At 68.9% G+C, this 20484-nt stretch carries 19 protein-coding genes, 1 tRNA gene and 1 riboswitch; of the genes, 14 read left to right on the forward strand and 6 right to left on the reverse strand.

Annotation, left to right across the window (positions count from 1 at the left end):
- Positions 1-55 precede the first annotated feature (55 nt).
- The 3 genes from cmk to der are packed head-to-tail and all read left to right on the forward strand — an operon-like array spanning position 56 to position 2989.
- Positions 56-772: a (d)CMP kinase gene (cmk, locus tag ACFQRE_RS18145; RefSeq protein ID WP_380125137.1), complete on the forward strand. Its 717-nt coding sequence runs from the start codon at positions 56-58 to the stop codon at positions 770-772.
- A 32-nt stretch (positions 773-804) separates the two neighbouring features.
- Positions 805-1473 (forward strand): lysophospholipid acyltransferase family protein, encoded by a 669-nt coding sequence (locus ACFQRE_RS18150; RefSeq protein WP_380125139.1) that lies wholly within the window; start codon positions 805-807, stop codon positions 1471-1473.
- A 31-nt stretch (positions 1474-1504) separates the two neighbouring features.
- Complete coding sequence (gene der / locus ACFQRE_RS18155; protein ID WP_380125141.1) at positions 1505-2989, forward strand: ribosome biogenesis GTPase Der; 1485 nt, start codon at positions 1505-1507, stop codon at positions 2987-2989.
- Positions 2990-3017: 28 nt separating this feature from the next.
- Here der and ACFQRE_RS18160 read toward each other — a convergent pair whose 3' ends face one another.
- Positions 3018-3542, reverse strand: coding sequence for a putative immunity protein (locus tag ACFQRE_RS18160; protein WP_380125143.1), 525 nt, complete (start codon positions 3540-3542; stop codon positions 3018-3020).
- A gap of 84 nt (positions 3543-3626) precedes the next feature.
- On the opposite strand from ACFQRE_RS18160, the gene ACFQRE_RS18165 reads away from it, so the two are divergent.
- The gene (locus ACFQRE_RS18165) at positions 3627-4127 is read left to right on the forward strand and encodes a GNAT family N-acetyltransferase (protein WP_380125145.1); all 501 of its coding nucleotides are present in this window, start codon (positions 3627-3629) and stop codon (positions 4125-4127) included.
- A gap of 102 nt (positions 4128-4229) precedes the next feature.
- Here ACFQRE_RS18165 and ACFQRE_RS18170 read toward each other — a convergent pair.
- From ACFQRE_RS18170 to ACFQRE_RS18180, 3 genes are all read right to left on the reverse strand, one after another.
- Positions 4230-4303, reverse strand: a tRNA-Pro gene (locus ACFQRE_RS18170).
- A gap of 137 nt (positions 4304-4440) precedes the next feature.
- A complete protein-coding gene (locus ACFQRE_RS18175) occupies positions 4441-6039 on the reverse strand; it encodes a phospholipase D family protein (RefSeq protein WP_380125147.1) in 1599 nt (532 codons plus the stop codon).
- Position 6040: 1 nt separating this feature from the next.
- Positions 6041-7189, reverse strand: a complete 1149-nt coding sequence (locus ACFQRE_RS18180; protein WP_380125149.1) for a MalY/PatB family protein — start codon at positions 7187-7189, stop codon at positions 6041-6043.
- Between the two features lie 36 nt (positions 7190-7225).
- On the opposite strand from ACFQRE_RS18180, the gene ACFQRE_RS18185 reads away from it, so the two are divergent.
- The 10 genes from ACFQRE_RS18185 to gcvP all read left to right on the forward strand — a co-directional run bounded on the left by ACFQRE_RS18185 (position 7226) and on the right by gcvP (position 15988).
- The gene (locus ACFQRE_RS18185) at positions 7226-7828 is read left to right on the forward strand and encodes a CDP-alcohol phosphatidyltransferase family protein (protein WP_380125151.1); all 603 of its coding nucleotides are present in this window, start codon (positions 7226-7228) and stop codon (positions 7826-7828) included.
- Between the two features lie 41 nt (positions 7829-7869).
- Positions 7870-8736, forward strand: coding sequence for a DUF881 domain-containing protein (locus ACFQRE_RS18190; RefSeq protein ID WP_380125153.1), 867 nt, complete (start codon positions 7870-7872; stop codon positions 8734-8736).
- Entirely contained in the window at positions 8733-9065 is a 333-nt protein-coding gene (locus ACFQRE_RS18195; protein ID WP_380125155.1) for a small basic family protein, read from the forward strand. Before ACFQRE_RS18190 ends, ACFQRE_RS18195 begins: the two co-directional genes overlap by 4 nt.
- 10 nt (positions 9066-9075) lie before the next feature.
- A complete protein-coding gene (locus ACFQRE_RS18200; protein WP_380125157.1) occupies positions 9076-9933 on the forward strand; it encodes a DUF881 domain-containing protein in 858 nt (285 codons plus the stop codon).
- Between the two features lie 23 nt (positions 9934-9956).
- Entirely contained in the window at positions 9957-10346 is a 390-nt protein-coding gene (gene gcvH / locus ACFQRE_RS18205) for a glycine cleavage system protein GcvH (protein WP_380125159.1), read from the forward strand.
- Between the two features lie 128 nt (positions 10347-10474).
- Positions 10475-10933, forward strand: a complete 459-nt coding sequence (locus tag ACFQRE_RS18210) for an FHA domain-containing protein (protein ID WP_380125161.1) — start codon at positions 10475-10477, stop codon at positions 10931-10933.
- A 7-nt stretch (positions 10934-10940) separates the two neighbouring features.
- Positions 10941-11612, forward strand: a complete 672-nt coding sequence (gene ftsR / locus ACFQRE_RS18215; protein WP_380125163.1) for a transcriptional regulator FtsR — start codon at positions 10941-10943, stop codon at positions 11610-11612.
- A gap of 17 nt (positions 11613-11629) precedes the next feature.
- The gene (locus tag ACFQRE_RS18220) at positions 11630-12133 is read left to right on the forward strand and encodes a bifunctional nuclease family protein (RefSeq protein WP_380125165.1); all 504 of its coding nucleotides are present in this window, start codon (positions 11630-11632) and stop codon (positions 12131-12133) included.
- A gap of 145 nt (positions 12134-12278) precedes the next feature.
- Positions 12279-12854 carry a MerR family transcriptional regulator gene (locus ACFQRE_RS18225; protein ID WP_380125168.1) on the forward strand — a complete coding sequence of 192 codons (576 nt, stop codon included), beginning with the start codon at positions 12279-12281 and terminating at the stop codon, positions 12852-12854.
- A gap of 71 nt (positions 12855-12925) precedes the next feature.
- Positions 12926-13025: riboswitch (glycine riboswitch) on the forward strand.
- A 74-nt stretch (positions 13026-13099) separates the two neighbouring features.
- Positions 13100-15988: an aminomethyl-transferring glycine dehydrogenase gene (gene gcvP / locus ACFQRE_RS18230; protein ID WP_380125170.1), complete on the forward strand. Its 2889-nt coding sequence runs from the start codon at positions 13100-13102 to the stop codon at positions 15986-15988.
- Between the two features lie 96 nt (positions 15989-16084).
- On the opposite strand, the gene ACFQRE_RS18235 is transcribed toward gcvP, so the two are convergent.
- Entirely contained in the window at positions 16085-19225 is a 3141-nt protein-coding gene (locus ACFQRE_RS18235) for an AAA family ATPase (protein ID WP_380125172.1), read from the reverse strand.
- Positions 19222-20394: an exonuclease SbcCD subunit D gene (locus tag ACFQRE_RS18240; RefSeq protein WP_380125174.1), complete on the reverse strand. Its 1173-nt coding sequence runs from the start codon at positions 20392-20394 to the stop codon at positions 19222-19224. The genes ACFQRE_RS18235 and ACFQRE_RS18240 overlap by 4 nt, the downstream gene beginning before the upstream one ends.
- Between the last annotated feature and the right edge of the window lie 90 nt (positions 20395-20484).

The raw sequence follows: 20484 nt of genomic DNA on the forward strand, positions 1-20484 counted from the left end.
CTCTGCGGTTCTGGCCCGAGCGATCGGGGCCTCAACAACGCCTAGGCTGACCGCCATGTCGCGCGACCAGACCCCACTCACCATCGCCATCGACGGGCCCTCGGGCTCGGGCAAGTCGAGCGTCTCCAAGGCCGTGGCTGGACGGCTCGGTGTCGGCTACCTCGACACCGGAGCCATGTATCGCGCCCTCACCTGGTGGTGCCTCGACCAAGGCGTCGAGCTCACCGACGAGGCGGCCGTCGTGGTTGCCGCCGGGGCGATCCCGCTCGAGCTGTCGACCGATCCCGAGGACCAACGGGTGGTCGTGAACGGCACGGACGTCACTGCCGACATCCGCACCACCGCCATCAGTTCCGAGGTCTCGAAGGTCGCCACCAACACCGGGGTCCGCCCGATCCTGCAGCAGGCCCAGCGCGACCGCATGGCCGCGATCGCCGACACCACCGGGGGAGTCGTCGCCGAAGGTCGCGACATCACCACGGTTGTGGCGCCCGACGCCCTGGTGCGCATCCTGCTCACCGCCAGCGAGGAGGCGCGCCTGCGCCGCCGTTCGACCGAGGTCCACGGCACCGCCGACGAAGAAGCCATCGCAGCGACCCGCGACCAGGTGCTGCGCCGCGACCGGGACGACTCTGCGGTCTCACAGTTCACCGTTGCGGCCGACGGCGTGGTCACGGTCGACACGTCCGATCTCGACTTCGACGAGAGCGTCGAGGCTGTCCTCGCCGTCGTCGCATCCCTCGCCGGTCACGCCCAGCCCGACGCCCGGTGACCGGGGCGCCACCACCGCGGTGGCGGGCGACCGTGGGTCGTCACGTCGGCGGTGCGTTGGTGCGATCCCTGTATGCCGCCCAGGCGCACGGAGTCGATCGCGTTCCCCTCGTCGGGCCGGTCATCCTGGCGGCCAACCACACCGGCTATCTGGACGGTGCGGTCGTCTTCGGGTTGGCGCCGCGCCCGGCGCACTTCCTCGTCCTGGCGTCGACCTTCGAACTCGGGGTCGGTCCGCTGTTGCACCTGAGTGGCCAGATCCCGCTCGAGCAGGGCACGGGCGATCGTCGCGCCCTCACCTCTGCACTGGCAGTCCTGCATCGAGGGGGAGTGGTCGGCATCTTCCCCGAGGGTGGTCGGGGACGCGGCGACCTCGAGAAGGCGCAGAAGGGCGTGGCCTGGCTCGCCCTGCATGGGTCCGCTCCGGTCGTGCCCGTCGCCTGTCTCGGGACCCGGGCCACAGGGGACCTCGCGGCGTCGTGGCCGAGGCTTCGCGGCAGGCTCGTGGTCGACTTCGGTGAGCCGGTCTGCGTGACGCAAGCGCGGGTCCCACGCTCTGCGTGGGCCGGCATACCCGGTCGGGTTGCTCTGGAGCGGGCAGCGGAGGAGATCCGAGCTGCGTTGGCCGACCACGTCGCTGCCGCGAGTGCCCGTCACGGCATCGAGCTCCCCGCGGACGTGCCTCCGGACCTCCGGGACTGAGCACCCGGTGATCTGAGGGAGAATGGACCTCATGAACACCCCCAAGACTGACGAGACCGTGGCCGACGACGGGTCGCTGGAGGAGTCCGTCACGCATGCCCTGCGTGCTGGCCTGGAAGACTTCGACCTGAGCGACGAGGACCTCGCGCTCGTCGACCGCGGCGACGCAGACATCGATGACAACCCCTTTGAGGGTGCTGTCCCGGTCGTCGCCGTCGTCGGCCGCCCCAACGTCGGCAAGTCGACCCTCGTCAACCGCATCATCGGGCGCCGCGAGGCTGTCGTCGAGGACGTGCCGGGTGTGACCCGTGACCGCGTGGCCTACGACGCCGAGTGGACCGGAACCAACTTCACCCTCGTCGACACCGGCGGCTGGTCCGTGGACGCCAAGGGCATCCACCTGCGCGTGGCCGAGCAGGCCGAGATCGCCGTCGAGCTCGCCGACGCCGTCCTCTTCGTCGTCGACGCCGTCGTCGGTGCGACCGATGACGACCAGAACGTCGTCAAGCTGCTCCGTCGCTCCGGCAAGCCGGTCATCCTCGTCGCCAACAAGGTGGACGACCAGCGCACCGAGGCCGACGCTGCCGCCCTGTGGAACCTCGGACTCGGTCAGCCGTGGCCCGTGTCGGCGCTGCACGGTCGTGGCAGCGGTGACGTCCTCGACGCCATCCTCGCCGTCCTGCCCGACAAGTCCGCCGTCAGCGCCTACCAGCGCGGTGGCCCCCGTCGCGTCGCCCTGCTCGGCCGCCCCAACGTGGGCAAGTCGTCCATGCTCAACAAACTCGCGGGCTCCGAGCGCGTCGTCGTCGATGACGTCGCCGGCACCACTCGCGACCCGGTCGACGAGTTCATCGAGCTCGGCGGCAAGACCTGGCGCTTCGTCGACACGGCCGGCATCCGCCGCCGCGTCCACCAGACCCGCGGCGCCGACTTCTACGCCTCCCTGCGCACGCAGACCGCCCTCGAGAAGGCCGAGGTCGCTGTCGTCCTCGTCGACGCTTCCGAGGCCATCACCGAGCAGGACGTCCGCGTCATCCAGCAGGTCGTCGACTCCGGCCGTGCGCTGGTCATTGCCTACAACAAGTGGGACCTGACCGACGAGGAGCGACGTCACTACCTCGCGCGTGAGATCGAGCGCGACCTGGTGCAGATCCCGTGGGCCCCTCACGTCAACGTGTCGGCGGCCACCGGTCGTCACATGGATCGTCTCGTGCCCGCGCTCGAGACCTCGTTGGAGTCGTGGGACTACCGCGTCCCCACGGGCCGCCTCAACGCGTTCCTCGGTGAGATCGTCGCCGGTCACCCGCACCCCGTGCGTGGCGGCAAGCAGCCCCGTATCCTCTTCGCAACACAGGCCTCGACGCGGCCGCCGCGGTTCGTGCTCTTCGCCTCCGGGTTCATCGAGGCCGGTTACCGCCGCTTCGTCGAGCGTCGCCTGCGCGAGGAGTTCGGCTTCGAGGGCACGCCCATCGAGGTCTCGGTGCGCGTGCGCGAGAAGCGCTCCCGCCGCTCCTGATCGAGCCCCGCTCGGGTCGCCCGGTGTCTCAGGTGCGCAGGGCCCTGTCGAGGTCACTCAGCAGTTCGGCCGTGCGACTGCGGCCGCGAGGAGCTCGTGGGTAGCGCCTGAGGACGGCGATGACCGTCGTGCTGGCGCGAGTTCGTGCGCGCTCGATCTCTGTGTAGCCGACAGCGTGGTCGTCGCCCGCTACGAGCTCGAACGCTCGAGCGGCGCAGGCGGCGGATCCGAGGATGTGCTTCACCTGCGTGGCCTGGGCCAAGGGATGAAGGTATGCCGCCGCTGCCGCGTGTCCGGAGGCCATGGCCGCCTCCGCCGCGGCAGGGGTGTGGGCCTCGCGTGCGGCGCGGTGCGCACCTGCTGCCAGGACTCTCAGGGCGGCCACTCTCCTGCCGCCGGTCGCAAACGCCAAGGCGCGGTCCAGCGCGAGACGGGGTCGATCGTCCTCGGGATGTTCTGACTCAAACAGGTGCAATGCCGGTTCGGCAGAGGCAGCGGCGTATGCCGCTACCTCACGCAGCTCGTCCAGCGTCAAGGCCGTCGCATCCGTCATCCATCAGACTCTCTCACGATGCGGTGTCCACAATGTCGGCGAAACCGGGTTGCACCGGAGGTCGCCGGCTGCTTGTGTGGCGCGATGCCCGACGAATCAACACAACGACTTCACTTGCATGCGATCGATGTCGCCGAGGGGGAACGCATTCTCGCGCGAACACCCGACGCGACCGATTCCTGGGCGGACGACTTCCCGAGCCAAGGTGACTGTCGTGCTGTGGGCGCCTTCGTTCGAGCTTCCACCAGCCACGGCGATCAGCGGCCCTTCGGCTTCTACCGGATCACTCGGGCCGACGACGCTGTGACCATCGGGGGGATTGGCTTCAAGGGACAGCCCGTCGACGGACGAGTCGAGATCGGATACGGAATCGTTCCCTCGGCTCGCGGACACGGGTATGCCGCTGAGGCAGTGACCGCGCTGGTGGCCCTGGCGGGGGAGAACGGCGTGAGCCTCCTCCTCGCCGACACGGACCTCGACAACGTGGCGTCGCAGATGACCTTGGTCCACGCCGGGTTCAGCCGCATGCGCACCGACGAGGCGCTCCACTTCTACGAGCTCGAGCTGCCTGACGCTTCTGGCTGACCGAGCCCGCTCTGGGTCAGCTGCCTGGTGGACCGTCGGGGGAGACGGCGAGAGGGTGCCTCCGGCTTCCCGGGTGCACCCTCTGACCTGCATCTTCTTCGGTCGGGCTGACAGGATTTGAACCTGCGACCCCTTGACCCCCAGTCAAGTGCGCTACCAAGCTGCGCCACAGCCCGTGGCTTGCTCACACGTTGCCGGGCGAGCGAACGAAACCATATCCCATGGGTGTAGTCCCGACCGAATCGGTTCTGGGTCATGCCAAACGGGGCACTGGTGACGCGTTTGGCATGACCTTGTTCGAGAGCGATCCGGGTCAGAACTCGCGCCGGAGCCGAAGCCGGCTCGGGCGGCCGTCGGGGTCGCCGAGCAACCGCTGCGGAACCTCGAGCACGTGCTTGCTCCATCGCCCCATCTTCGGTGCGGCCAACGCGCGCAACCGTCCCGGCGGGCGCGCGCCCACCATCCCGCCGTCGTGCCACGACTGCAGTGCCGCAGCCGACGCGGCATACGCCTCGAAGAGGCCACGCCCCGACACGCAGTCGTTCATCGCGTCGGCGTGAGCGGCACCGGACAGCGGACGGTCGAGGTGCTCGGCCGCCAGCCTCAGGCGCAGTGAACGCGCATAGGGGGAGTGGTCGAGGCCGGCATCGTCGATGACCAGGGCAGCCAGCTCGGAGTCGTGCGTCCACGAGCGGCGGTTGATGTTGTCCGAGCCGATCGTCGCGTACCAGTCATCGATGACGATGACCTTGGCATGGACGTAGACCGGCCACCCCGAGTGGTTCTCGATGCCGTAGGCCGCGAACCGCCCCGGTGCGGCGGCGGCCAGCTTCTCCACGGCTTCGAGTCGGCCCTCGAACTGCATCCGGGCTCCGACGCCTACGAGGTCCGGTCGAGGGGGAATCACGGCGACGAGATGGAGGTCCTGGTTCGCCGACAACGCATCCGCGAAAGCCGACGTGATGGTTGAGGACCAGAGGTACTGGTCCTCTACGTAGATGAAGTCGCTGGCCTGGGCGATCGCCTTGAGGTGAGCCAGGGCGATCGAGCGTTCACCGGCCGGAGCGAACGGATAGGCCCGACCCCGGTGCAGGTGGGGATAGGTGCGAAGCAACTGCACGACGTGCGTCCCACCCGCGACCGGGGGTGGGGGCGGGGACTGCGGTGGCAGAGGAGTGGCTTCGTGCTTCACCTTGCTGAACGTGTCGCGGATGCGCGAGTGCATGGCCGGTGCGAGCGGGCTCGGGTCCTCCCACCGCTCACGGAACACGGTCTCGACGTCGGCCACTGCGGGCCCGGTGATGGCGCAGTGGACGTCATGCCACCCGGGTCGGGGTCCGTACTCGGGCGCCAGACCCTGCTGCTGCGGATCGCCGAAGTGTGCCGAGTCGTCGCGTCGCGAGTGGGCCACGTCGATGCCACCGACGAACGCGACGTCGCGGGTCGCGTCGTCACGGTGGCGCACGACGACGAACTTCTGGTGGTGGGCGCCCCCACGCCGGACACGCATGTCCAACAACACCTCGGCGTGCTCGTCGTCCTCGTCGGCGAGTCCCTCGGCCACCTTCCGGTTGTCCTCGGCCGAGAAGTCCATCTGCTCCGTGTGCGAGCGCCAGACGAGGGCTCGCACCTGCACGCGCCGGTTCTCGGCGCGGTCGAGAACCGCCAGGATCGCGCTGGCCGGGTCGTCCGTGAGGAGTTGGTCGCCGTCGATGCGCCAGCCCACGAACATGATGACGTCGCCCTCCGTGGTCGCTTCCAGGACCCGGTGCAGCTCGGCGAAATAGGTGGCGCCATCCACGAGTGGGGTGACGACATTGCCCGTCGACCAGGCCGTCTCGCCGGGGTGCGCGTCGTCGATGCGGGTGTGGGAGTTGTCGCGTTCGGTCGAGGTCAGGAGCCAACGGCTCACGTCAGGATTCACGTAGTGATCCCACCATGCGTTCCACGGCCTCCGTGACAATCGCCGGCGAGGTGGCCAGGTTGAACCGCACGAACCCGCGCCCGGTGTCGCCGAAGGACAGGCCGGGCGAGAGTGCGACCCGCCCTCGCTCACGCAGCACGGCGGCCGGATCGTCACCCCAGCCAAGCGCGCGGCAGTCGAGCCAGGCCAAGTAGGTCGCGGCCGGAGCGGCATACCCGATGTCCGGAAGTCGCTCCGCGAGAAGGCGACCCAGCAGCGCGCGGTTGTCATCGATCTCGGCGGTCACCTGCGCAAGCCACTCGCGTCCGTCGGTCCAGGCAGCCACGGCAGCGATCTGGCCGAGATGGCTGGCGCCATGCGTGTGGACCTCGTGGAGCGACAGGTCATCACGGGCATCAGCGCCAGTGACGACGAGGGCCGCCTTCAGTCCGGCGAGGTTCCAGGCCTTCGACGCGGAGAGCAGGCTCACGCCGCGCTCACCACCGGGCACCGACAGGTACGGCGTGAACACCCCCTCGTGAACGATGGGTGCGTGGATCTCGTCGGCGATGACCACGACGCCGTGCCGGTTCGCGATCTCGGCGAGAGTCGCCAACTCGGCCGTCGAGTGGACGGTGCCCGTCGGGTTCTGCGGGTTGCACAGCAGGTATGCCGCCGGCTCACCTCCCGCGGTCACCTCACCGAACGTCCTGTCGAGGACCTCGGGGTCGAGTCGCAGGTCCTCGTCCAGGGGAGCGTCCACAACCCGACGCCCGGCCATGTCGATGAAGTCGAAGAAGGCGTTGTAGACGGGGGACGAGACGATCACGGGCCCGCCGGGAGCGGTGACCAGGCGGACGAGTTCGCTCAGCCCGACCATGACGTCGGTGACGGGAGTGACCCGCGAAGGTGCGATGGTCCACGACCAGGTCTGCGCGGCATACCCGACTGCCGCTTCGACGAAAGCGTGACCGAGCGGGTACCCCGTGTCGCCGCGACGCATCGCGGCGCTGACGGCCTCGACGATGGGTTCGCAGGGGGCCGCGTCCATCTCGGCGACCCACAGCGGGAGGACGTCCGGTGGGTAGAGGCCCCACTTCACGCTCGTGCGGTTCGAGCGCCAGCTCGCGGCATCACCTACGAGGATGCGGGAAGTCATGAACCGACTCTAGACAGGAGCACATAGGCTGCTGCCATGACTGCCGGTGAGAGCGTTCGGGGGACCGACAGCGACCCCGTCGACCGCGTCCTCACGCTGCCCAATGCCCTGTCGGCGCTGCGGTTGCTGGGCGTCCCGCTGTTCATCTGGGCGATCGCCACGAAGCACGACGCGATCGCTCTCGTCATCCTCATGGCGTCGGGCATCACCGACTATCTGGACGGCAAGATCGCGCGCCACTACGGCCTCGTCTCGCGGGTCGGGCAGCTGCTCGACCCCATCGCCGATCGCCTCTACATCGTCACCACCCTCGTCGGTCTGGCGTGGCGCGACATCATCCCGTGGTGGCTCGTCATCGTGCTCTTTGCCCGCGAGGCCTTCATGGGGGTCGTGGTCCTCATCGCCAAGCGCTACGGCTGGACCGGGCTTCCCGTGCACTTCATCGGCAAGGCCGCGACCTTCAACCTGCTCTACTCCTTCCCAGCGCTGCTCATGGCCGACGGTGACGGCTGGCTCGCGGCGTTCATGCGGCCCGTGGGCTGGGGCTTCGCGTGGTGGGGCACAGTCCTCTACTGGGTTGCGGGGATCCTGTATGCCGTCCAGCTGCGCCAGCTCATCGCTCGCCGTGGTGCCCCGTGAGTCCGCAGGTGACGACGCCTCCGCGTCGTCCGGACGCATCGATGACACTCATCACGTCGATGCTGGAGCGGCCACTTGACCCCGGCTACGCGGCTGCGGCTGACCTGCGCGAGAAGGCCGGTCTGCCTCGCGCCACCGGTCTGCGCTCACCGGCCCTCATCGTTTTCGCCGTCATCATCGGCACCCTCGTCGGGATCGCAGCCATCCAGCTGCGCGGAGGCGAGACGACCAAGGAGCGCACCAGAACCAGTCTGATCGAGCGCATCGAGAAGCAGCAGGAAGTCGCGGACGCACGGGCGGTCCAGGCCAGCGCCCTGCGCGCCCAGATCTCCGGCCTCGACGCCGAGACCCTGCGCGACGTCAGCGAGGAACTCGCCCAGAGCGTCGAGCGGCTGTCCCTCGTGGCCGGCGCCGTGCCGGTGCGCGGTCCCGGTTTCGTCGTGACCCTCGACGACGCCCCACGGGCCGACGACGACGGAAGCAACTTCGAACCACGGGCCAACACCAGTGATTCCGAGGGAACGGTCTTCGCGCGAGACCTGCAGATCCTGACGAACAGCCTATGGGAGGCCGGAGCCGAAGCGGTGTCGGTCAACGGTCAGCGACTGACGTCGACGGCCTCGATCCGGTTTGCCGGCCAGGCGATCCTCGTCGACTACCGCCCGCTCAAGCGTCCCTACGTCGTCACGGCCATCGGGGACCCCGGCAAGATGCCGGCCACGTTCGCCGATGGCAATGGCGGCACCTACCTCTCGACCCTCAAGAGCTCGTTCGGCATCAGCGTCGAAACGGCCGTCCGCAAAGAGGTCACGATTCCGGCATCGGCGACGCTGGGGACCAGGGTCGCGACGCCCGCCGATAAGGTCAAGGACTCAGCAACGTCCTCACCCGAAGGAGATTCGTCGTGATCCCCGCCCTGGGACTGGTCTTCGGCATCATCGCCGGCGTCCTCCTGCAGCCCGAGGTTCCCCTGTGGCTGCAGCCCTACCTGCCCATCGCCGTGATCGCGGCGCTCGACGCCGTCTTCGGCGCAGTGCGGGCCGTTCTCGACGGGATCTTCAACGACAAGGTCTTCGTGATCTCGTTCCTGTCCAACGTCGTCGTCGCCGCCTTCATCGTCTTCCTGGGCGACCAGCTCGGTGTGGGCAGTCAGCTCTCGACCGGTGTCGTCGTCGTTCTCGGGGTGCGGATCTTCTCCAACGTGGCTTCCATCCGCCGCCACCTCTTCAACGCGTGATCGGCTCGGCATGACCGACGAGAACCCGAAGGCGGACGAGGCGCAACCCGTGAAAATGGTGCCGAAGGGCACAGCTGCGTCGAAGGGTCCTGATGCCGAGCCGGAGGCTGCGCCCGTGGCGTCATCCCAGGAGGACGCCTCCCGCAAGGCCTGGCACCGGCTCGGACGAGCGGGCCGGCCGCGCCTGACCAAGGCCAATGTCCTGGCCACGCTGCTCGCGCTCGGCCTGGGGTTCGCCATCGCCGCGCAGGTGCACCAGACGTCGATCGAGGGTCTCGAGGACCTGCGAGAGGACGAGCTGATCCGCATCCTCGACACCGTCGACCAGGACGGCAACCGCCTCGCGGAGGAGATCCAGACACTGCAGCTCTCACGCGACCGACTGCAGAGCAGCACCACCAGCCTCAACGAGGCCCAGCGTGCTGCCCAGCAGCGCCTCGACTCCCTGGCGATCATGGCGGGCACTGTGCCGGCCCGCGGTCCAGGCATCGTCCTCACGATCCGCGACCCCGAACACGGAGTCACCGCGCCCTTGTTGCTGGACACCCTGCAGGAGCTGCGCGACGCCGGCGCCGAGGCGATTGAGATCAACAACGTGCGTGTCGTCGCCAACACCTACTTCACCGATGGTGAGGGTGGCATCGCCATTTCGGGTCACCCCGTGAGCTCTCCCTACGTCGTCACGGCCATCGGTGACGGCTCGACGCTCGCCTCCGCCATGGAGATTCCCGGAGGTGTCACGGAGTCGGTGCGCAGCGTGAAGGGCGAGGCGGGCGTCGAGACCAAGGACGAGGTCACGGTGTCCGCGTTGCAGACCGTTTCCGAGCCTCAGTACGCTCGACCCGTACCCAGTCCCACGAAGTCCTGAACGGACCTGAAGGAGCCTCACTGATGAGCGACCTCGAGTACCCGAGCGACCTGCGCTACACCGCCGAGCACGAGTGGGTGCGCACGACCGAAGATGGCGCCGTCCGGATCGGGATCACCTCCTTCGCACAGGACGCCCTCGGGGACGTCGTCTACGTCAGCCTTCCCGCTGTCGGCGACACTGTCGCCGTCGGGGACGCCTGTGGCGAGGTCGAGTCGACCAAGTCCGTGAGCGACCTGTACGCCCCGCTCGCCGGCGAGGTCTGCGCCGTGAACGCCGCCCTGGACGCCTCTCCCGAGCTCGTGAACTCCGACCCCTACGGCGAGGGCTGGATGTATGAGCTCAAGCCGAGCGACGCCGCAGCCGTCGAGGGACTGCTCGACGTCGAGGCCTATCAGCAACAGCTCAGCTGATTCGCAGGTGCGTCCACGGCCAATCACCTGTTCATCCCTTGAGTGGTCATCTAGGGTGAGTGCTTCAGACGACGGGCCGGGTTGGTCACAACCGCCGCCGGTCACACCGCAGACGAGGAGCCGCACTGATGAGTGACGAGAGTCGCGAGACGCCCGAGCGCGAGCCGGAGTCGTCGACGACGATGCGCTTCCGGGCGGTGGAAGGACTCGAGAAGTCCGACATCGTCCACGAGAGCGACCACGTCCTCACCCGTGCCGACCAGGCCACCGTCGAGGCGCTTCGCCCCGGCACCGCCCTGCTCGTCGTCCTTCGGGGCCCCAACACCGGAGCCAGGTTCCTGCTCGATGACGACGTGGTGTCCTCCGGGCGCCACCCCGAGAGCGACATCTTCCTCGATGACGTGACGGTGTCGAGGCAGCACGCGACCTTCGAGCGGGTGCAGGAGCACTTCGTCGTCAAGGATGTGGGCTCGCTCAACGGGACCTACGTCAACCGGGAGCGCATCGACGAGTCGGTGCTCCAGACTGGCGACGAGGTGCAGATCGGTAAGTACCGCCTCGTCTTCTATGCCGCCAAAAAGGCCTGAGCGGCCGTTGACCATCGGGAAGGTCCTCGACGCACTGCGCGAGGAGTTCCCGGAGGTCAGCATCTCCAAGATCAGGTTCCTCGAGGTCGAGGGGCTGGTCGAGCCGGCCCGCACCCCTGCGGGCTACCGCACGTACTCGCCGGCCGACGTCGAGCGCCTGCGTTACGTCCTGCGTTCCCAACGTGATCGGTTCTGGCCGCTCAAGGTCATCCGCGAAGCCCTCGATGCGCTGGACCGCGGTCTCGAACCGGCAGCAGTTGCCGATGCTCGTCCACGCCCGCCCGGTCCCGAGGCCGACCCCGATGTGCCGGCTGCCGAGGGCCTGTTGCCCGAGCGAGCGGTTCGGCTCACCCGCGACGAGCTGACGACCGCGACAGGACTCGATCACACGACCATCTCGTCGCTCGAGGGTTTCGGTGTCCTGCGCGCCGATGACGCGGGTCATTTCTCCGGCGCCGATCTCCAGGCCGCGCACGCGGCCGCTGGTCTCGCGGCATACGGAATTGAAGCCCGTCACCTGCGTCCGTTCCGCACGGCAGCCGACCGCGAGGTCGGCCTCGTCGAGCAGGCCATGAGCACCCGACGGACCGGCGGACGGGCCAAGGACCAGGCCGATGTCGCGCGACTGTGCCTCCAACTGCACGCCGCGCTGGTCAAGGGTGGTCTGGCCCGTCCCTGACGACGTACGGTGGAACGGTGAAGTCACTGGACGTCCTCGGGGTTCGCGTCGAGATGCCGACGAATCAGCCCATCGTTCTGCTGCGCGAGCGGGACGGTAGTCGCTACCTGCCCATCTGGGTGGGCGCCGCCGAGGCTGCCGCGATCGCCTACGCCCAGCAGGGGGTGGTCCCGCCCCGGCCGCTGACGCACGACCTCATCAAGAACCTCCTCGACGACCTGGGGCACACGCTCGTCCGGGTCCGCATCACGAGCCTCGAGGACGGCGTCTTCCACGCCGAGCTCGACATCGACGGCGGCGCAGACGGGGGAGGACTGAGCATTGACTCACGCTCCTCGGATGCCATTGCGCTGGCGCTGCGGTTCGGCGTCGACATCGTCACGACCGAGGACCTCCTCGACCAGGCCGGTGTCGCCATGGCCGAGGAGGAGCAGGAGGAGAACGAAGTCGAGAAGTTCAAGGAGTTCCTCGACCACGTCTCCGCCGACGACTTCGACACGGGAGATCAACCCTCTAGTTGACGGTGAGTGTTACTGATGTTACTCACGACACGCATGAGGTTGGGGTCCAGTGGTAGTTGACCCCGCGTGTTCCGCGCCATACCGTCGCCTCAAGAGAACGACGTCCATGTAGTTACATCGCACCGTGTTGCAGCAGGAGGTTGGCGTGAACGCCATCGAAGAACACCCCAAGGCTCATGTGCCCGTCGCGGCACAGGGGCTGCTGTTCACGGACGACTTGCCCGACCTGGACGAGGAGACCGGCTACCGCGGTCCGACCGCGTGCAAGGCCGCCGGCATCACCTACCGGCAGCTCGACTACTGGGCGCGCACCGCGCTCGTGGAGCCGTCGGTGCGCGGTGCGGCTGGTTCGGGTTCACAGCGCCTCTACGGGTTCCGCGACATCCTCGCTCTCAAGATCGTCAAACGACTGCTCGACACCGGAGTCTCGCTGCAGCAGATCCGCGGTGCCGTCCAGGTGCTGCGTGACCGCGGCGTCGACGACCTCGCGCAGATCACTCTCATGAGCGACGGCGCCTCGGTCTACGAGTGCACGTCCAACGAAGAGGTCATCGACCTCCTCCAGGGCGGACAGGGTGTCTTCGGCATCGCCGTCGGCAAGGTCTGGCGAGAGGTCGAGGGCGACCTGTCGCACCTCCCCAGTGAGCGACTCTCCGACGAGACCCCTGCCGCGCACCCCGATGACGAGCTCAGCGCACGCCGAGCCGCACGTCTCGCCTGACACCCCTCCAACTCACCAGACAGCGCGCGCCCTCAAAGGGCGCGCGCTGTTTGTTACGCTGACGGCGCCGCAAACACCGTGCGGGAGAGTCCTCGGTCCGAAGTTGGAGCCGGGGCGCCGAAGGGGCAAACTCCCCGGAACCTCTCAGGCGCAAAGGACCGCACGGATCAGGCACCTCTGAGACGGCTCACGCCGCGACAGAAGGGGAGGCCCGTGCCCGCCCGTGTGCCAGGAGCCTCACCTTCATGACCGACACCACGATCCACACCAGCGACCTGCCCGCCTTCGCGGAGCGCCACATCGGCCCGAGCGAGGCTGAGGTCGCCGAGATGCTCGCCACGATCGGTCGAGCCAGCCTCGACGAGCTCACCGCGACCGCCGTCCCCGACGCCATCCGCGCCACGCAGGCCATGGACATCGTCCCGGCCGAGTCCGAGCTCGCCGTCGTCAAGGAGCTGCGCGGCCTCGCGGCCCGCAACCAGGTGCTCACCTCGATGATCGGGCTGGGCTACTACGGCACCATCACGCCGGCCGTCATCCAGCGCAACGTCCTCGAGAACCCCGCCTGGTACACGGCATACACGCCCTATCAGCCCGAGATCTCGCAGGGGCGGCTCGAGGCGCTGCTCAACTTCCAGACCGTCGTCGGTGACCTCACCGGGTTGAGCACGGCCGGTGCCTCGCTCCTCGATGAGGCCACGGCCGCGGCTGAGGCGATGACCTTGATGCGTCGCTCCAGCAAGGCTGCGGCTGACTCGGTGCTTCTCGTCGACGAGGCGACCTTCCCGCAGACCCTCGCCGTCATGCGGACCCGAGCGGTCCCGCTGGGCATCGAGATCGTCGTGGCCGACCTGGCCTCGGTCACCACCCGCGACATGCTCGTCGAGGCCGCCGGAGGTCGCGAGGTCTTCGGTGTCCTGGTCCAGTATCCCGACCTCCACGGGCGCCTGCGCAACCACCACGCCCTCGCCGAGGCAGCACACGAGGCGGGCGCGCTCGTCACGGCCGCAGCGGACCTCATGGCTCTCACCCTGGCCACCGCGCCGGGGGAGTGGGGGGCCGACATCGCGGTCGGAACGACGCAGCGTTTCGGTGTGCCAATGGGCTTCGGAGGTCCCCACGCCGGCTACATGTCCGTGCGCGCCGGACTGGAGCGCACGCTGCCCGGCCGCCTCGTCGGGGTCTCCGTCGACGTGACGGGAGCGCCGGCATACCGGCTTGCACTTCAGACGCGTGAGCAGCACATCCGTCGCGAGAAGGCCACGTCCAACATCTGTACAGCGCAGGTCCTCCTTGCCGTCATGGCCAGCATGTATGCCGTCTATCACGGCCCCCGTGGTCTGCGTGCGATCGCGCTGCGGATCCACGCCCACGCCACGACCCTCGCCGACGCCCTGCGTGCGGGTGGTGTCGACGTGGACGGCGAGGCCGGCTTCGACACGCTGTCGATCCGCGTGCCGGGTCGTGCTGACGAGATCGTCGCGGCTGCCTTGGCCGAGGGCTCCAACGTGTGGCGCCACGACGCCGACACAGTGCTCCTCTCTGTCGACGAGACCACTGGCCTCGACGACATCGACAAGGTCTGTCGCGCGTTCGGCGTCAACGCACCGACCAGTGTCGCGATCGCTGAGCCGACCTGGGACGACGCCCTGGTGCGCACGTCCGAGTACCTCACGCACCCGGTCTTCACGAGCCACCACAGCGAGACCTCGATGTTGCGCTACCTGCGTCGCCTCTCGGACCGCGACTTCGCCCTCGACCGCGGGATGATCCCGCTCGGCTCGTGCACCATGAAGCTCAACGCGACGACCGAGATGCTGGCCATCACCTGGCCCGAGTTCGCGAGCCTGCACCCGTTCGCGCCGCTGCCCCAGACCGAGGGCATCCGTCACCTCATCGACGAGCTGTCGCAGTGGCTGTGCGACATCACCGGCTACGACGCCGTCTCCCTCCAGCCCAACGCAGGCTCCCAAGGTGAGTTCGCAGGACTCCTCGCCATCGCGGCATACCACCGCTCGCAGGGCCAGGGTGAGCGCACCGTCTGCCTCATCCCTGCCAGCGCGCACGGCACCAATGCCGCCAGCGCCGTCATGGCCGGCATGAAGGTCGTCGTCGTCAAGACCGACGTCATCACCGGCAACGTCGACATGGACGACCTCAAGGTCAAGGTCGAGGAGCATCGCGACGACCTCGCGGCGATCATGGTGACCTATCCGTCGACCCACGGGGTCTTCGAGGACACGATCACCGACCTGTGCGCGATGGTGCACGACGCCGGTGGCCAGGTCTACGTCGACGGCGCCAACCTCAACGCCCTCGTCGGCCTGGCCCAGCCGGGTCGGTTCGGCGCTGATGTCTCGCACCTCAACCTGCACAAGACGTTCTGCATCCCGCACGGTGGCGGTGGACCCGGCGTCGGTCCGGTGGCCTGTCGGGAGCACCTTGCGCCGTTCCTGCCCAACCACCCGCTCGACCCGGAGGCTGGCCCGGAGACCGGCGTCGGACCGATCTCCGGCGCGCCCTACGGCTCCGCGGGCATCCTGCCGATCTCGTGGGCTTACGTGCGCCTCATGGGTGCCGCGGGTCTGCGCCGCGCGACCGAGGTCGCGGTCCTCAACGCCAACTACGTCGCCGCGCGTCTGCGCGACCACTACCCGGTGCTCTACTCGGGTGAGGGCGGTCTCGTCGCTCACGAGTGCATCCTCGACGTGCGTCCCCTCACCAAGGAGACGGGCGTGAGCGCCGACGACATCGCCAAGCGCCTCATCGACTACGGCTTCCACGCCCCGACGATGTCGTTCCCGGTCGCGGGCACGCTCATGGTCGAGCCCACCGAGAGCGAGGACAAGCTCGAGCTCGATCGCTTCTGCGACGCGATGATCGCGATTCGCAGGGAGATCGACGCCGTGGGCGCCGCCGGCAATTCGGCGACGAGCGTCCTGCGGGGCGCGCCGCACACGGCGATCTCACTCGCCGGTGACTGGGACGTGGACTACAGCCGTCAGGACGCGGCCTTCCCGCCGGGTGTGGACCCACTCGCGAAGTACTGGCCGCCCGTCCGTCGCATCGACGGCGCCTACGGCGACCGCCACCTCGTCTGCTCGTGCCCGCCTCCTGAGGCCTTCGAGGACTGAGCCCTCACCCAAGAGCCGGTCGAGAGGAGAGAACTCGCCGTCTTCCAGGTACTGGAGACGGCGAGTTCTCTCCTCTCGACTGATGGGTGGACGCCGTCAGGCGGCGCTCTCGGCGCCCGGGGTCGAGATGGCGACGGTGCTGCCACTGGCCGTCTTGCGGACGACCAGTTGACTGGTGATGCGGCTGCGGAGCTCGCCCACGTGGGAGACGACACCGACGGCTCGTCCGCCCTCGCGCAGGGAGTCGAGGACGGAGATGACCTGCTCGAGGCTCTCGTCGTCGAGCGTGCCGAAACCTTCATCGACGAACAGGGTGCCGAGGTCGAAGCCGCCGGACTCCTCACGGACGGCATCGGCCAGACCGAGCGCAAGGGCGAGCGAGGCCATGAACGCTTCGCCGCCGGACAGGGTCGAGGTCTCGCGGCTGACGCCGGTCCACTGGTCGAGGACGCGCAGCCCCAGCCCAGAGCGCGCGCCCCGAGCGGCCAGCCGGTCCGTGTGCTCGAGGGTGTAGCGGCCATCTCCCATGATGCGCAGCCGCTCATTGGCGAGTCGCGCCACGGTGTCGAGCCGGGCCGCGAGAACGAACGACGTGAGCCGCATGCGCAGCGTGTTGTTGAGACCGCCACCGGTGAAGGTGTCGGCGAGGTCCTTGATTCGGTGGTGGTGCGTCAACGCGGGACCGGCCGCGTCGAGCCCGGCCATCAGGCTCGATCGCACGGCTGTGAAGGAACGTCGGGCGGTGCTGGCCTCGGTCTGCGCGGACTGCGCCATGAGCAGAGCCGTCCGAGCCTGCTGCGCAGCCGTTGTCAGTTCAGCGAGGTCCGGCGCCGGCGCCGACTCAGCCGCGATGACATCGGTGTCACCGAGGAGTGCCGTCGCAGACGAGCGGGCGCGATCGTGGTCGTGCAGCCGATCGCGGAGTCGATCCAGTGCAGCCGGCGCCAGCATGGCGGCTGAAGCCTCGTCGAGCGAGGCAAAGCCAGCCTCGGTGGCCGCGACCAGCCCGACCTCTGTCGCCGAGGTGAGGCGGGCCTGGGTCTCGTCGCAGCGACGGAGGGCCTCATCCCAGGTCTGAGCGGCAGTCGTCAGCCGGTGATGCGACTCGACAAGGGTGTGGATCGCGGTGAGCGAGTCGCCCTCGCCGGACGTGCGTCTGCTGGCCACGTCAGCGCGAGCAGGGGTGTCGTCGGCGGACAGACAGGGACAGCCGGAGTGGGCCTCGAGGAGGGTGGCCGAGGCTGCAACATCTGCGGCTTCAGCCTGCTGAGCCTGCTCGGACATCGTGGTGGCCCGGGCGAGGGCGTGCTGCGCCGACGTGACCGCGACGTCGAGACGTTGCACCTCGCTGCGTGCGGTCGCGAGGAGCTGCTCAGCCGCTGTCCGCTTCTGGGAGCGTGCCCGCACGGTTGTCCGACGGCTCTCGGCGGCATCGGCTTCGGCGGTGAGGCCGGCAAGGTCGAGGTCGCGTGCGGACTCGGCCTCGAGCACTTTCAGGGCCTCGGCGAGCAAGGCCTGGGCGCTGGCGGCCTCTGCCTCTGACTGTTGGTGCGCTCGGCTCAGGGCCGCGTGCTTCAGACGCGCGTCGTCCAGCGCGGAGGCGCTCACCCGATCGCCCTCTCGGGCCGGTGCCGGGTGATCGTGGGCTCCGCAGACTGGGCAGGACTGTCCGTCGACCAGGCCCTCGGCGAGCTCGGCGGCCATCTGGGCCAGACGCCGCGCCACGACGTCCTGCTCGTGATCACGCGCATCCTGGGCGGCGGTGCGGGCATCAGCCGCATCGGACACCAGGCGCGCCACGGTGACCTCGTCGTCGAGCACGCGTCGGGCCAGTCGGAGCCGATCACGCGCCGCCCCGGCAGCGCCCTCCACGCCCTCCCGGGAGGCCTCGGCCTCGAGGGCGTCGGCAAGCGCGGTCTCAGCCTCGGCGACTCGAGCCGTGACTTCGGCGCGGTGGGCGTCGGCCGTCTCGAGGATCGCCGTCGCGGCGGTGATGGCATCGAGGTGGCCACGTGCCAGGCGGGCGCGTTCTGCCCGCGAAGCCTCGAGTCGGACGAGCTCACGCAAGGTGTCGTCGTGGAGACGAAGGTGCTCGAGCAGTGTTCCCGGGGCGGCGACCTCGGGAGCAGTCGCGAGCACCCGGGCCGACGCAGCGCTCACAGTGACGGTGGCGCGCTCGACTTCGGCGGCCTCGCGAGCGATCGCCGCGACGTGGCCACGCACGGAGGCTGCGCGGCTGGCCCCGTCGTGGGTGAGGCGGGCAGCGGAGATGTCTTCCTGGACGTCATCGAGCTCGGCGAGGGTGACGCGGGCGACCCTGGCCCGTTCCCGGAGAGCCATGGTGCTCCGCGCGCGCTCCGCGTCGGTGGCAGCGGCGCTCTCCGCGACGACAGCAGCATCGAGTGCCACCATCGCCTCGGACACCTGGGAGTCGAGGTCGGTGCCCGTGGCGTCGAGCAGGGCTCGGATGGCGTCGGGCGAGGTGCGGTCCAGGGCTGGCCGGCCATCGAGAGTGCGCTCGTCGACCGCCGGCGCATCGTTGTCGCTGGCTGACGTCTGGACCAGACCGCTGGCGGCGACGACATCCGCGAGGCGGGCCAGATCGGTGTCGATGCCACTGCGCAGGCTGCTGACGGTGGCCTCGCTGGAGCGGCGCTCATCGACGAGCCACTCCTCGACGTCGGCGAACCGGGTGATGTCGAACAGCTTCTCGAGCAGCGCGCGACGGTCGTCGTCCTTGGCCGTGAGGAATGCGGCGAACTCACCCTGGGGCAGCATCGCCACCTTGGCGAACTGCTCCTTGCCCATGCCGAGCACGTCATTGAGAACCTCGGCGGCTTCGTCGTTGCGGGTCGAGACCACGGTCCACGCACTGCTCTGCAGCTCGGAGAGAGTCACCGTTGCCGGAGCCTCGATGGTGCCGGTGCCGCGCTTCTTGGGGCGGGAGTGTGCGGGGGAGCGGTGGATCCTGAATCGTCGTGTGCCACAGGTGAACTCGAGCTCGACTGAAGGAGTCGCAGTGGGGGCGGCATGATCGCTGACGATGCCCCGCTTGTCGCGAAGCCCCGGCACGTCGGCAAACAGAGCGAAGCAGATCGCGTCGAGGAGGCTGGTCTTGCCGGCACCGGTGGGCCCGTGGATCAGGAAGAGCCCGGCTGCGGTCAACGCGTCGAAGTCGACCCCGATCTCGTCGGGGAACGGCCCGAAGGCCGTGGCGCTGAGGTGGTGGATCCTCATGCCGCACCCGAGCTGCGACGGGTTGAGGTGCCGCCCTCACCGTCGCTGGCCGAACGGCGAAGGCGCGCGCCCTCGACGGCCCGGCCCAGCAGGTCCCGTTCTGCCTCGTCTGCGCTGTGACCACCCCGGACACGGGTCAGGAAGTCGCAGCAGACGTCGAGGTCGGAGCGTTCGGTGAGCGACGCGGCATACGCACTCATCGTGGTGACCGAACCGGAAGGTGCGAAGCGCAGGTCGAGGGTGTGGGGGAAGCGGGCGCGCAGGCGCTCCATGGCACCGAGCGGGCGGATCGGGTCGGTGAGCGTCACCTGGCACCAGGCCGACTCGGCGGCGGTGTGCTGGCGCTCGGAAAGCAGGTCGTCCAGCGTGCCCCGGAGCAGCATCAGTGGACGTTCGACCGGTGCCTCGACGAACCGCGTGACGGGCATTTCGCCGCTGAGGTCGACGAGCCACGAGCCCTTGGTGTGACTCGCCTCGCTGAACGACATCGCCACGGGCGAACCGGAGTAGCGGACCGAATCGGACACCTGCTGGCGACCGTGGAGGTGCCCCAGCGCGGCGTAGTCGACTCCGGCAAAGACATCGGGCGGCACGGCCGCGACGCCACCAACCGAGATGTCGCGCTCGGAGTCGCTCGTGGCGCCACCCGTGACGAAGGCGTGGGCCATGACGACCGATCGACGCTCCGCGCCGGCGTCGAGTGAGCTCCGCACCCGCGCCATCGCAGCGCGCAGGGCACCCGCGTGCGTGCGCTCACTCGTGCCCAGCGCACCAGCGGCCAGTGACGGCTCGAGGTAGGGGAGGGGATGCACGGCGACGTCGCCGATGACCACCGGACGGCCGATGTCGTCGATGCTCGTGCGGATGTGCAGCCCCGAGCGCTCGAGCAGGCGGGAGGCGAAACCCAGCCGGATCGCGGAGTCATGGTTGCCGCTGGAGAGCACGACCGTGGCGCCCGCGTCGATGACTCGCTCGACCGCATCGGAGAGCATCGCCACAGTGTCGGGCGCGGGCAGCGCCCGGTCATAGACATCACCCGACACCAGCACGGCGTCGACGGACTCGGAGCGCACGACGTCAACAAGATGATCCAGGAAGGCCGACTGGGCGCCCTGCAGCCCCACCTGGTGGAACGCCCGTCCCAGGTGCCAGTCGGAGGTGTGAATCATGCGCACATCTCGAAGGCTAGGTGGGGGTGCCGACAGCCCTCGTGACCGAAACGCGGATTCGGGCACGTTCCGTTCGCGCGCTGTGCTCGG

This window comes from Knoellia pratensis (genome assembly GCF_042666395.1).
Classification (GTDB): Bacteria; Actinomycetota; Actinomycetes; order Actinomycetales; family Dermatophilaceae; genus Knoellia; species Knoellia pratensis.